Genomic DNA, 13,460 nt, shown 5'->3' with positions numbered 1-13,460 from the left:
ACAAGTTTGTTGTAGATTTTAGACTATGAAGCTTTTTTTAAGGCGATCGCCACTGAACCACTGACCACTAAACACGCTCCCACAATTCCTGTAGTTGTCAGACGTTCTGGGGGAATTAAATCAGGTGCAATAAGTGATATCAATTCCACTGCAAGTAAAGTCAATATCGGTGCTAAAGCTAATACTGCACTTACCCGTGAGGCTTCCCAATGTTCTAGAGATTCAGCAAAAGCACCATAGGCAATTACTGTGTTTAAAGCGCAAAAAATTAATGTTAATAAATGAAGATTGCTGAGTTGACTAATTGCCTCAAACTTGGTGAAAGGGGTGAAGAGTAATGTACATCCTCCATAAATAACTAGCATGATTTGGGCAGAAGATAGGGACTGTAATAATTGCTTTTGTGCTAAAGCATAAATAGCCCAAACTACTGCTCCTAAAGCTACTAAGGCACTACCGAAAACATAGTTATCATGAGATGTAATAACGTTAGTCAGTTGAGAACGAAAAAATAAAACGTAACCTAAAGTTAATATACCAACACCAAGCCATTGAAAGAAATTGTATCTTTCTTGAAAAAGAATTAAACCACCAAAACCTAACAAGAGGGGAGCTAATTGAATAATTACTTCAGCGTTTGCAGGTGATGTTAAGGCTAGACCTTGCATAAACAGAAAGTAATTAGAGGCTAACATGACTGTGGCGATCGCTAATAACTTCCAAGAATTAGCTTGTAACTGTTTTAGCTTTGGCAAGTTACCACGTATCCCTAAATACACAGCCAGCAAAGCAAAGGAAACTAAAAAGCGAAACCAAATAACTGTATACACATCAAGTGCTTGCAGTACGACCTTTAGCGCTAGTGGTAGAATTCCCCATAAAAAAACAGTTAGCAGAGATAAAGCCAGCCCTAAACGCCAGCGACCAGAACTGTGGTGCATAATAATTCGTAATTAAAAAATCTAGTAAAGTATCTGGGTAAAATGGGAAAAGCTCATCCTTTATACCCTTACACCCCTACACCCCTAATTAAAAGAAATCAATCATCCAAGGGGATTCACCCGCAAAGATTTGCCTAGCTTTGAGGAGTGCGGCTTCTGTCGCCTGGAGTTTTCCTGTGAGCTGCAACTGACGGGGTGTAAATAAACTGGTGTACAAGGATGCTAATCCTTTAATATCTAGCTGTAATTCACCTTTTCCACCTTTCGTTACTTCGCCTTTGCCATGTGCAACCGATAAGATAAATTTACCTTGGTTGGCGCTTAACAGGTCATCTTGTACTTCTAAATGTAACTCCGCTTCTACTCCTGGTGGATAACCCCGCGCTTCCAGTGCTTTGCAAACATCGACGATTCGCAACATCCAACGGTCTTGACTCTTGATTGTGGCGCTTTGTTCTGGTAGCACCAATGTCAACGCATCAATAACAGAACTTTTCCACGTTACTTTGTCAATCATCGAACGATGATTGGCAATAAATGACCAAAAACTTTGTACAGCAGCATTTGAAAGCATTACCCAATCTCTAATCCTGAGGATCGAGCCATCTTTGGTTCGCTCTTGAGTAAAGATGATGTAACCTTGTGGTTGGTCTTTGTCACCAATTAAATAACTATAGAGAGTTTCTGTATCAAGTGTGCGATTTAATCCTTGCCAAATGGCGGGATGTCGGTCTAAGTATCCGTGCGTCAGTTGCGCCTGTTGTTGATACAACTCATGAAAGATAGGATTATTTTTGAGAACTACGGGTTCTAAGGGTAAACAGGCGTGTTGAATTTGAATACTATCGGCGGGAATTTCCCACACACAATAACTACCAGCTTGTTCATACCCTACTTTTCGATAGAGGCGTTGTGTAGCTGGATAGAGAACCGAGATCGGGATATCTTGCTCAGAGATTTCTTGGAGGGTATGCTGAATAAGAGCGATCGCAGCTCCATCACCACGATATTCTGGCGCAATACCCACAGCCGCAATACCAGCCATTGGTACACGCTGACCCCCCCACCACTGACTCATCGGCAAAATTGCCAGTCCCCCTGCAACCTTTTGTTCACGGTAAATAACGCGAAAGTTTTCTAAGCCAATACCTTTGACATAAATTTCACTGTCACCAAAGGACATGACAAAGCACTGTTCAAGAATATTCCCCAGTTGTTGAATATTCTCTTGACTACCCTTGGTGTATTTAAATCCAGGTGTCATTGGTTCTACCATTAGAAGCATGAGTTACAATCATACTACAATATGTGTTAGTTACTCGCTTCGTTCTGTAGAATCACCCGATTGGGGGAAATTTGAGCAAATAGTTTGTAATACTGCTTTTGATTGGTATAATTTGTAACTTGCTATAAATCGTCTGGATTGACACCTAATTCTCTTAACTTTGCTGCAAGGCGTTCCGCTCTTGCTTGTGCAAAGTGTGATTGCTCCCACCCTGTCAGGAGTAAATTACCCTGATTATCCCACCAGCGTAACCAAGGTAATTCGAGATTCTGATATAGTCCTTGCCAAATACCTAACTCTACCCCCATTGTTTCAATAGGATAATGTCCTCGTTCATTAATGGGTAATAACTCATACTGCCCATGCACCAATTGATATATTTCTATATTGGCTTTTTTCACTTCATAAATGCCATAATATGGGACTCTAATTGCTTGTTCATAAACCCAAAATTTTCCTGTGATTGGCGTTTTATCTCGTTCTTCCTTCCCATCACCAGAGACAAATTCCAATACAATCAACGGTGCAACGTATTCTTGCCACAGTACATAAGAACGGCGAAATTGACCATTTAAAGTTGGTGGTACATTCGGTACATAAAACCAATCAGGTGCTTCTGCGCCTTTTTCCGGTGGTTCAGTGATGCGCCAATAAATACCACTATCTTGACCAATGCAATATTGTCCATCTGGGTGTAGCTTCTGCAAGACTGGCTCAATGGAATCGGTAAGCAATAGACTTTGAGGATGTTCTTGCAGGTTTTTCACGAAAGTACCGTCAGATTCTGGTAGCTGCGTATGGTCAGGCAGAGTTGATTCAACACCTAATGGTATTTGTGCTGAGGTCATGCTAACCTCCTAGATTTAAGGGGTTAATAAATAATATGGCATTTCTTGTAGTAGATTGCTATCTTAATTGATGCAATTATGTAGCAATTTATGCTAGAAATAGCACATCTATCTATGATTAATTCAGCTTATCCAAGTTAGCAGAGCAAAACAAATATTTTTGGAGTTACTACAAATGGCGGTCAACGATAGCATAATTCTTGATACTATCCTTGAGCAAAAAAAGAGTCAAATCGCAAAATTTTTACCCGATGATGATTATTTTAAAATGTTTACGTTTGAGCAAATTTTGAAAAAATTCGATATCATTAAGGCAACTAATTTCCAGACTCCCATACCACCATTTTCTGTTTATTATAAGCGATTGATATTTGAGAGCTTCTACAAAATTAAGACTTCCTCGTTAGCTAACTTTCTCCATCCAGACCCTGGACTCTTTCTCTATCACAATCATGTAAGAATAGAATTAAACACTGTGCGAATTGCTAACTTTACTTTTGTTCTTGGGATGCAGAATTTTGGCAAGTTTTTTGAACAAAATTACATTGGTAAACGTATGGTTCTTGCCAACTTAAAGGAATTTCTAATAAATCTCGTGTACCAGTAAAACCTTGTCCAATAAATAGTAATAGGGCAATGGTATTTAAGATAGTGTGGATAATTCGCCAGCGATGGGTTTTATCTTGATAAATATCCTGCACAATAGCTACAGAAAAAATCATTAGCAGTGATGCAGCTATGCCTATATAGTAATGCGACCAATACCATTCATTTGTCCGCCGAAATACTCCATCTTGACAACCAATAACAACTAAACCAACACCAGTTAAAGTAGCAAATACACCACGCCAGAGCTTTTGTTTTGCCTGATAGAGAAAGACTAAGGAAGCTATAGTTAAAACAAACATGAGAAGAATAAAAATAACTTGGGTTAAATTTTTATTCCATAGTTGATTTTTAATAATACTTTTGGCGATCGCATACCCTAAGCCAACTAAAGATATACCTACAACTGCACTACTTAACCACTCGCCTATGCGCCTATGTTCTGTCCCGACTACAGGAGGAATCTTGCTTTTACCTCCCGCTAATGTCTGCAAACGGCGTTGGCGCGTTTGCCAGGCAAAGTTACTCACAATGCCAATTAAAGGAAACACGAAAATGACGGCGATCGCTGGATGTATCAGACCTAAAAAATCGGCTATTCCCATATATATTTTGAGTGATGATTTCTGAGTAATGAATCGTATTTGACTGGTTGTTTAATTCACATCACTTATGAAAATTTATAAAATGGCATAGCCGAAAGTAGCATTAAATTTCCGACACCATATAGCTACAGATTTAAATTCTTGCAAATTAACATTATTTGGTAAAGCATAACGTTGATTGCCAGTTATTTTTTGCAACTGGGCAATACTCACATAATCTTTTTCTTTAATTCCCGATATTGGCGGTTTTTCAAAACGATACAGAATTACATACAAGTCTGGGCCTTGATCAGTTTTGAAATTTCGATCAAACTCCAGGTAGTTTTTCCCTGCTTCTTTCACTACGGAAACTTGTCCTTGAGTTGGATGTTCTCCAGCTTGGAAATTACCTGGCTTTACGTCAGTAGTAGCTACAGTTGTTGCTGTTGGTGTTTCAGTAACAGTCTGATTTGTACAACCAACGCTTAAAATACTAATTAACCCAATAATGATTAAATATTTATATTTCATAGGTTAAATATCCTTAAATTCTCAATTTAAGGACACTATATAGGTTATTGTCAGCTAAAAAATGAGTTAAAGCTGAGAATTAGTTAAGAATTACTTTTACTATGTTTAATATTATTTAACTATAGGGCTAGTATTTGATTTGTGAAATATACGTAGGGTGGGTATTGCCCACCGTATTATGGTTTTGGTGGGCATTGCCCACCCTACAGATACTTAGATATTTTCAAAAATTAAATATGATTCCTATATCAAATAGTCGGCATGATTTATTAATTGGCGCAGTCAGATTGTTGTTAATTTTGTTGAAGAGATAATGAGGGTGCAGTCTCTAAAATATGAAGAGTACTGAGTAGTTTTACCTCACTCCTCTCTGAGTAAGGTAAAATCTGACTTCTACAGCTTAATTTTTGCCATTTGGTCGTTGAATAATTGTCTCTACAACCCGCCGCTTGCCTTTCGGGTCTATCCCTACCATCCGCACATACTCACCGTCATAATCAACTAAGCAAGCCTCTAAAGTTGAAATAGCATCTGACTCTGCATCAATATGCAGAGTACCGCAACTCTGCCAAGAACCCGTGCGGAAACGGCGTGCATCTACGTGTTCAAAGGTAATTTTGTGACCTTGAGACAAGATTTGCCGGATTTGTTCTTGGGTTTCTAAACTCAAATGAGTATTAGATGTCTTTTGCTTGTGAGAACTATTATTGACTGGCTGAATCACTGGTGCTTCGGGGGGTGGCGCTGTTTGATAACCTCTCCCGCGATTTAATCGATTATACTCATCCACTAACTGAGAATTATCTACCCGTTGTTGTTCACCCAACACCAAGTTACCAGACTCGATTAAATGAGCCAGGCTGAAATCTGGCTTTTTAAATTCTGGCGGCGCTTCTAGGCTGTTCACTACGCGCAAAGATATCCGTTCAAACCCGACTTTATGGATGAAGTCGCGGATTTGGATATCGTAAATTCGAGAACGTAAAGCGCTAAAAAAGTCAATCGATTGCTTGGGGAAAGTATCAACTAATTGCTCAATTTCCCGTTGTGACAGTCCATCTTCCGCAAAAATCCCCCCAACAATTCCCACCTTATCATCACGGTTGGGTTCCCAATAGAATTTCTCCATCCGTCCATCCCGAATCAATGGCGCGTAGAGAGTAGAAAAATCATTACCTGTGACGATAATGGGGACACGCCGTATCGGGTTGGAATCATAACTACCCGGTAACTGCACATCTGTAGGATTATCAGCAATATTCATCAGCGTGGCATTTACCAACTGAGTATTTACAGTATATTGCGTACCTTCATCAAAGCGTCCTGCACCTGCATCTAAATCGTTAATCATCAGCACGCACATTTTACCGCGCACTTTGATCAGTTCTGCCGTTTCCCGATAACGCAGCCGAATCAACCGTGCTGGGTCTCCCGCATCGGGACTTTCCAATTCACCGCCAGAGATGAGTGTGACTTCAATACCCATCTTTTCAAAAGCTAACTCACATTGAAAGGTTTTCCCTTCTCCTTTACGTCCATGAATCCCTAAAATTAAGGGAACTCGCACACCAGGAATATTCAAAAAGTTTTTAGTGATGTGAACAGCAAGTTTATCCAGAAAACGCGGAGCGATATAATAACTCATAAAATTTATGACTGGTGATGCTTCATTAACTAATGCTAAGTTTTTTTGGTATCTATTGTTTATTAATCTTTTGGTAGATATCTAGTCTCACTACCACAAACGCGTTATAGGATAAGCATCAAAAACTGTATCAGCACTTAATACAGGTATATTTTCTACCATTGCTTGTGCAATTAACATTCTGTCAAAAGGGTCACGATGATGTAAAGGCAGTTGGGAAACAGTAATAATATGACTAATTTTGATATCTAGTATAGTTAGGTTGTTGATACTTATTTGTTGTGTAATAAATGTCTCCAATGGCAGATGAGAAGTCAGCTTGCCTAAAATATTTTTAATTCTTATTTCCTAGATACTAGCTATACTCAAATAAATCTAATTATTTTCACCCTTAACTAAATCTAACACGCGATTACTAAGTTTTCAATCATTTGTTACATACCAAATAAAGATATGTGTATTTATTAACAAAATCATTACATAACATATATTGCTGAAAATCTGCCAAATTCGTGACAGTTAGGCGATCGCCACTTTCCAAACATGGTATTTTTGTATCTGAAGCCCTCATAGACAGATACCTTCAATTAGTACTACTACATTTATATATAGACGATTCTTGTCTCCTAAATAGGGCAAACAAATTGCGTGGACGAGTACGCCATTCTCACCAGCTACACCAAGCTCTACAGGTTTTTGGGTGGTGATATCTCTTGGTACTACCTGATTTGTTAGCTTTGCTTTCCAGCAAAAAATATCACGGGTGTAAACTGGTTGTACATTTGGCGAAGTAACCATACAGAATCTTCATATCAACATCCTAGTTATTCCTGATGATGAAGGGCTAACGCCTAAGTAAAGCTGGAATTAAAACTAGGTAACTGTTTGACATCCTCACCGCCCTGAAAGTGCGGTGATTCCTAAGACTCACGACTTAGGTTTCTGTTTCCTTCCCTTGCGGGTTTTTTGCAACTGCCCTTTAACACTATGGCTATTAGGTCTTATGTTCGCTCCACAGACTGTAACGGTGTGTCCCACCGCCAAAATATTCCGGCTGGCGTTGATATCCCTGTCGTGGTGTGTTCCGCAGTTGGGACAATCCCACTCTCTAACATTCAACGGCAGTTTATCAACAATATGCCCACAGTTTCCGCAGCGTTTAGAGCTAGGAAACCAACGGTCAATCTTTACCAAGTTTCGACCATACCACTTGGCTTTGTAATCCAGTTGTCTTACCAATTCCGACCATGCAGCATCACTGATAGCACGGGCAAGCTTGGGATTTTTGACCATATTCTTAACCGCCAAATCCTCAACCACTATCGTTTGGTTTTCACGAACCAGTCGAGTTGTCAGTTTGTGCAAATGGTCTTTTCTAGAGTCAGAAATTTTAGCTTGAAGACGAGCTACTTTGAGTCTTGCCTTATCCCAATTTCGAGAGGCTTTCTGTTTACGGCTCAAAGACTTCTGTGCCTTAGACAACCTTTGGTAGTGCGCCTCATATGCCTTGGGGTTAGCAATCTTTTCACCTGTACTCAGGGTAACGAGAGAACTAACCCCAACATCCAAACCAACAGCACTATCAACTGGTTGCATGGTTTGGTCGGTTGGATCATTGATTCGCAAGCTGACAAACCAGCGTCCATTCGGTTCAAGTCTAACTGTGATGGTACTAGGTTCACATCCCTTGGGCAACTGCCTAGACCATTTAATAACCAATGGTTCAGAACACTTTGCCAAGTAGACTTGCCCATCTTTCCACCGGAAAGCAGATTTAGTAAACTCTGCGCTACCACCACTACGCTTCTTTTTAAAATTGGGATATTGCGCCCTACCAGCAAAGAAATTGGTGAAAGCAGTTTGCAGATGTCTCAAGCCTTGTTGCAGTGGTACACAGCTAACCTCATTCAAAAACTGGAGGTCATCAAGCTTTTTCCAGTGCGTCAACATAGCCGAAGTTTGAACGTAGTCAACTCGTTCTTGCTTCTCATACCAAGCCTCGGTTCGGGAAGCCAATGCTCGGTTAAAAACCAACCGCACACAACCAATCGTCCGGCGCAATATCTGTTCTTGCTCGACAGTTGGGTAAAATCGGTAGCGGTAGGCTTTTTCCATACCTCACATTTTACCATATTCCCTGTAAAGCCGTCCTCCGCTATCGCTCAAGGACTGGGTTTCTACCCATTTTTCTGATGAAAGCTTTATTGTTTGGTGGGTTGCTTGCTTTGTCTGCTGCTTTACCTGCGGCTGCTGTTGATTGGGTATTGGTAGCAGGTGATTCAGTTAAAGAACACTACATTGATAATGACTCCATTAGAACTGATGGTCAAAATTTTCTTTACAATACTAAGGTTATAGATTTTCAAAGACAAGAAATTAATATAACTAAACAAGGGATGAATTGTAATAATGCACTCAGTTATGGTTTTACTATGACTAGATTCACTATGAATGGCAGATTAATTAACTCTGTTACTTTCAATGAACCAAATTTTGTAAAAATCAGAGAAGGTTCTGCACCATCAATTATTTACCAAAGTCTTTGCCTTTAAAAGCCAAACGATCCCGCAAGTTGAGTAAATTCTAGTTTGCGGGAGCTAACACTTGTATCACAAGGGCCAGGGATTGCGCGAATGAAACTTTGTGCAGAACGCTCATATCTGTACCGTAACGTCCCCTCATCACGATAGTTAGGAACCCAAAACAACTGAGCTAATTGAGCAACTTCTTTTAAATAATTTTCCCACCAAATACGATCATCTAAACCAATTTAACCAAGCGTCCCAATTCTCTACAATTCTGGCAAATTCCGTATACCCTCCGGCTTGGGGATGAACACCATCATTAGCCTTAGCTTCATGCAGCCAAACACTAGGTTTTTCTAATAGTGGAAAAACATCTAAATAAGGCACATCCAAATCTTGACAAACTAAAGCTAGCTGTTGAGATAAATCAATAGTTCTTCTTCTTCTTCCTGGGTCTTGCTGCTCTATGTATGGTGCTGGACTAATCATTAAAACAGGATATAACTTTTTCGCCTGAGTTAAAATTTCTCGTGTATTTTTGATAGTTTCAGCAATACTCACACGAGGTTTACCATTTTCTAGAGTTGTATCATTTAATCCAAAAGAAAATACAACTAGACTATTATATTCTTTGTGCAACCGTAGCGATACTTCTTGTAACCAACGTTTGGCTATATCACTACTGGTATCTCGTCTAATACCTAAATTATAGTAGGTAACATCATAACCTTTTTTATTAGCATTAACGCATACTCTACCTGTCCAACCAAGACATTCAGGGTCACCAGTACCGTTAACGAAAGAGTCGCCAACAAAACAAATTCTGATTTGGGTTTTAGATTGTTTCGTCATAATACCTCCTCTTGGTATGTCGGATGATCTCTTAACCAAGAAACTGCAAAATCTACAGCATTTCTCATATTAAATAACTTAGTTTGCGCCGAACCAACTGTGGAGAGTTGCACCCGTTTAGTTTGTTCAAAAGCCTCCCCCATCTCCAAAAAACAGCTATTATCAATATCAATATCCATGAACCATTTCCAAACTCGTCGCCCAGCTTCTAAAATCGGCGCACCTTTTCTGACTTCCTGTGCTTGACCAACCCGGTACTCGGCTAAATGAAAACTAGTACAATTCTCATATCCAACCCCCAATAATAGCACCCAAGCATTCAAGTCATACAGACGCGCTAGTGGTGACTTTTCACCTAAAGAATAGTCAAGAGAATGATGGGAAATAATATTTTCCGCATCTTTTCCCCAAGCAGCAAAAGAAAGCTGTGGGTGAGAACTTCGCCGCACATTTTCCCAAGTTCTGAAGGTTTCCACAATTTGACCCATTCCTCGTGTAGGAGTCACTTTTGGGTCAAAAGCTGGCATGGTTTCACGGATAATAGTCCACCATTCTCTCGGAACTGGTGGTTGTTGCCATATAGCAGGGTCAGACAAATCGCCAGAATGGGTAGGCATGATTAAATTTCCGGCTGGTGTAATCACATCCATCAGTGCTTGAACTACTGCAACGGAACCGCCACACACCCAACCCAGTGAACTAAGAGATGAATGAACTATCACCGTCATACTTGAGTTAAGTCCAGCATTGAATAAGTCGGTGGCTAAACTTTGGCGAGTTCGAGGTGATGATGTGTTGACAATTACTTTTGCTTCATTCATAGAACTTACACATGAAAACGAAAATTTCAGGGTTTAGGGGTGTAGTAAATCTTAAGTCGGGTATTTTATGACTTTAGCCTAACGCAAAGATATTAAAGGATAAAAAAGGTTTTGTTCCGCATCAAACGCATATGCTTGAATCTGAGATTTATGAAAATTAGTCAATTTATTTTTGAAATCTATATTGCCTGACCAACCTGAATTTTTATACTTTGAACCATATATTTGGGAAATATCAGGTCTGGTCTGTCCTATAGATAAGATATCAACCACTATCAAATCATTAGATTCATTTGTGTAAGCCAATATTACTGCATCTGCTACTCTCGTGGGTATTTTAGCCCATCCAGTAATTTTTACAAAATTATTTTGCTCTTCTTGTATGGAATCAATATAACCCCATTCACATTGATTATTTATTTTTATATTTTTAACTATTCCAGGGCGTAAGACATTTAATTCACTCAAATTTTTAAATCTTGTAATAATTAAATCTAGATTCCAAGGATATATAGGTTCAACAAAGGGAAATAATAGTTTAATACAATCATTTTTTGGATAAAAATTGACTAATTGAATACAACTCTTAGCATAGTTATACTGATATTGCCATCCCTGCAAATCATTTAAGAGTTTAGTTGGATAATTCTTAGAAATATAAAATGCAGTTATCATACCTAAAAAATAGAAAACAAAATTTTTTAAAACTTGATTATTTTTATTTCGATGTTCTAGTAAATAAAAAATAACTACGATGATGGATAATGGTAAATAGACTAAGTGAATAATATAATCAACTCTTACTGCATGGCTCATTGTTGGGCTAGACATTGGCGCTCTAGTAATAGCGTTTAATATTCCGAGTGCAAGTGTGTAAAAACCAAGAGCAAACCACACGATTAGTTCTTTTTTTAGGGGATTTAAATTTAATATTAGTAACAACGTAAAGGTAAGCAAAAAAGTTACCCCTATAAATGTATCTAATTCATAGGATTCTCCTAAAATATTGCCTAAAAATGCCAAAAAATAAATTATGATGTCCTGCCAAGAATGTTTCAATATTTCGCTTGGTTCTGTATGATAATATGGATGAGTATAATTGCTAAAATAAAAGCTAGTTGATACAGCAAACAAGCTTATAAATAAACATATAGATTGCAATTTTTTCTTCAAGTTTACTTGATTATCAAAAGTAATAAATATCAGCGTGATAGCCCATGTAACAATACCTCCAGAAAAAGAATACTGCGATATCACACAAAACAATGAATATAGCCCTACTTTGAGATTTCGATTTATCTTTGATCTAAAAATTAAGGCATTTACAATTAAACACGCATCAGGGATAAGCCTATGAATAGTTATACCTCGCACCCATCTACTAAAAGAAGATGGTGAAAGTAATAAAAAATCATAAAATATTAGAATCAATATGTTTTTGTAAAAGCTTTTATTGGTTAATAACAACAATAAGTAAATCAATAGTGACATCATAACAGCAAAAATTAATCCTATGATCATTTCTGCTTTTACGTTCCATTGTCCCAAAATTCCCGCAAGAATAATAAATATCAAGTTTGGAATTAACTTCCTGCTTTCATTATGTTGTTTATAAAGTGTTTCAATATGTAATTGATTTTTAAAAAAACTCTCTATTTGTTCACCAGGTGCTAGCCATTGATCTAGTATCGGAATATTGACACCATATAAAGAAATAATTAATATCCATGTTGCATATATTATGAATGGTACTAAAAAGAGTAAGTTATGTTTTTGGAAAACTAAGTTTTTAATAGAATTATTCATATAAACGAATACCTGTATTGTTTAAATTATTTAATACCATAGAATTAAACTGGATTTCATGAGTATGAAAAATGCTATATCCCAAACACTGTAAAAACAAAAAAGAGAGGTAAAGTCATCTACCTCTCTTGAATGGATAAATTATTAAACCAAATCAGCTTTTAGTATCTGCTGGGTTTGTGAACGATGAAGCTCAGAATTTGGCACTGCTTAATATTGTCAAATCCTACAACACGGATGTAGTGACCAGGATATTGAGAACGGCAAGATTGAACTTCTGCCAATACTTCACGGGATGTTTTAGCACCAAACAAAGGTAGCTTCCACAGTGTCCAATAAAGTTCGGTAGGTTCAGAAACTTCGTTGAACTCAACGGCTGGAATGTAGCCTTGGCTCAGAATGTACTGGACTTGCTTTTCGATTTGAACGTCGGTGAGGGGGGGTAAGTAAGAAAGGGTTTCGTAACGACGCTCTTTTGGTAAGGTTTGCATAGCTGGTGATAATTGGTTGCTATTTGGAAATAAGTACTTATGCTGGCCTAACTGGATTAATGATCCCAGTCAGTATCGGAAATTGTCTGCTGTTCTGATTCAGGACTGGGGTTAGATAAACTCAGATGCGTCATGCGTTCTAGATGCTGGCGGCGTTGTTCCATATTCGCTTGCTGAATACCGCTACGAACCATTTCTGGTAAGAACTCGGCTACTTCTTCGGCTATATGTTCTCTGACAGTCATTATCCGCAAGGCTAAATCTGGCTGTTCTCGGAAAAGTTCTTTAACATACGCTTCTCCGTCCTGAACTTTGCCGACGGAAAAAGTATGCAGCCATAATGCTAACGGTGGATTCGTTTCGCCTAGCTGTGCCAACACAGTCATTAGCGCCTGATAAGTCAGGTAGCTTTGGAGCGTTTTGGCTGTATCTTTCGCTATTTGCTTGAGATTCATGCTTGACCCAGCCCTTTAAAAGGATGAAGTTTAAAGAATGTAAGGATGAAAGGTATTTTTCATTTAACCT

The 13,460-nt window shown here is 38.4% G+C and carries 15 protein-coding genes; 1 reads left to right on the top strand and 14 read right to left on the bottom strand.

Annotation, left to right across the window (positions count from 1 at the left end; genetic code table 11):
* Positions 1–23: 23 nt before the first annotated feature.
* From ACN222_RS07635 to ACN222_RS07595, 9 genes are all read right to left on the bottom strand, one after another.
* Positions 24–941, bottom strand: coding sequence for a DMT family transporter (locus ACN222_RS07635; protein WP_010995707.1), 918 nt, complete (start codon positions 939–941; stop codon positions 24–26).
* An 88-nt stretch (positions 942–1,029) separates the two neighbouring features.
* Positions 1,030–2,205, bottom strand: coding sequence for a GNAT family N-acetyltransferase (locus ACN222_RS07630; RefSeq protein WP_044522841.1), 1,176 nt, complete (start codon positions 2,203–2,205; stop codon positions 1,030–1,032).
* 143 nt (positions 2,206–2,348) lie between these two features.
* Entirely contained in the window at positions 2,349–3,074 is a 726-nt protein-coding gene (locus tag ACN222_RS07625) for a Uma2 family endonuclease (protein ID WP_010995705.1), read from the bottom strand.
* 491 nt (positions 3,075–3,565) lie between these two features.
* On the bottom strand, positions 3,566–4,285 hold the full coding sequence (locus ACN222_RS07620) for a DUF4079 domain-containing protein (protein WP_010995704.1): 720 nt from the start codon (positions 4,283–4,285) through the stop codon (positions 3,566–3,568).
* 75 nt (positions 4,286–4,360) lie between these two features.
* The gene (locus ACN222_RS07615) at positions 4,361–4,795 is read right to left on the bottom strand and encodes a DM13 domain-containing protein (protein WP_010995703.1); all 435 of its coding nucleotides are present in this window, start codon (positions 4,793–4,795) and stop codon (positions 4,361–4,363) included.
* Positions 4,796–5,195: 400 nt separating this feature from the next.
* Positions 5,196–6,440 (bottom strand): ribulose bisphosphate carboxylase small subunit, encoded by a 1,245-nt coding sequence (locus ACN222_RS07610; RefSeq protein WP_010995702.1) that lies wholly within the window; start codon positions 6,438–6,440, stop codon positions 5,196–5,198.
* 90 nt (positions 6,441–6,530) lie between these two features.
* The gene (locus ACN222_RS07605; RefSeq protein WP_323758634.1) at positions 6,531–6,740 is read right to left on the bottom strand and encodes a type II toxin-antitoxin system VapC family toxin; all 210 of its coding nucleotides are present in this window, start codon (positions 6,738–6,740) and stop codon (positions 6,531–6,533) included.
* Positions 6,741–7,007: 267 nt separating this feature from the next.
* Positions 7,008–7,238 carry a hypothetical protein gene (locus ACN222_RS07600; RefSeq protein WP_010995701.1) on the bottom strand — a complete coding sequence of 77 codons (231 nt, stop codon included), beginning with the start codon at positions 7,236–7,238 and terminating at the stop codon, positions 7,008–7,010.
* Between the two features lie 129 nt (positions 7,239–7,367).
* Positions 7,368–8,555 carry an RNA-guided endonuclease InsQ/TnpB family protein gene (locus tag ACN222_RS07595; RefSeq protein ID WP_010995700.1) on the bottom strand — a complete coding sequence of 396 codons (1,188 nt, stop codon included), beginning with the start codon at positions 8,553–8,555 and terminating at the stop codon, positions 7,368–7,370.
* 77 nt (positions 8,556–8,632) lie between these two features.
* Here ACN222_RS07595 and ACN222_RS07590 point away from each other — a divergent pair, with 77 nt between their 5' ends.
* A complete protein-coding gene (locus ACN222_RS07590; protein ID WP_010995699.1) occupies positions 8,633–8,992 on the top strand; it encodes a surface-adhesin E family protein in 360 nt (119 codons plus the stop codon).
* A 204-nt stretch (positions 8,993–9,196) separates the two neighbouring features.
* Here ACN222_RS07590 and ACN222_RS07585 read toward each other — a convergent pair whose 3' ends face one another.
* From ACN222_RS07585 to rcbX, 5 genes are all read right to left on the bottom strand, one after another.
* Positions 9,197–9,817, bottom strand: a complete 621-nt coding sequence (locus tag ACN222_RS07585; RefSeq protein WP_010995698.1) for a GDSL-type esterase/lipase family protein — start codon at positions 9,815–9,817, stop codon at positions 9,197–9,199.
* The gene (locus tag ACN222_RS07580; RefSeq protein WP_010995697.1) at positions 9,814–10,638 is read right to left on the bottom strand and encodes an aminoglycoside N(3)-acetyltransferase; all 825 of its coding nucleotides are present in this window, start codon (positions 10,636–10,638) and stop codon (positions 9,814–9,816) included. Before ACN222_RS07580 ends, ACN222_RS07585 begins: the two co-directional genes overlap by 4 nt.
* A gap of 78 nt (positions 10,639–10,716) precedes the next feature.
* Positions 10,717–12,444: a hypothetical protein gene (locus ACN222_RS07575; protein ID WP_010995696.1), complete on the bottom strand. Its 1,728-nt coding sequence runs from the start codon at positions 12,442–12,444 to the stop codon at positions 10,717–10,719.
* Between the two features lie 161 nt (positions 12,445–12,605).
* Entirely contained in the window at positions 12,606–12,935 is a 330-nt protein-coding gene (locus ACN222_RS07570; protein WP_010995695.1) for a ribulose bisphosphate carboxylase small subunit, read from the bottom strand.
* Positions 12,936–12,991: 56 nt separating this feature from the next.
* Positions 12,992–13,390, bottom strand: coding sequence for a RuBisCO chaperone RbcX (gene rcbX / locus ACN222_RS07565; protein ID WP_010995694.1), 399 nt, complete (start codon positions 13,388–13,390; stop codon positions 12,992–12,994).
* Positions 13,391–13,460 lie beyond the last annotated feature (70 nt).

Source organism: Anabaena sp. FACHB-595, from assembly GCF_048568275.1.
Classification (GTDB): Bacteria; Cyanobacteriota; Cyanobacteriia; order Cyanobacteriales; family Nostocaceae; genus Trichormus.
The sequence above is the reverse complement of the archived record's forward strand: the minus strand, read 5'-3'. Positions and strand labels throughout refer to the sequence as shown.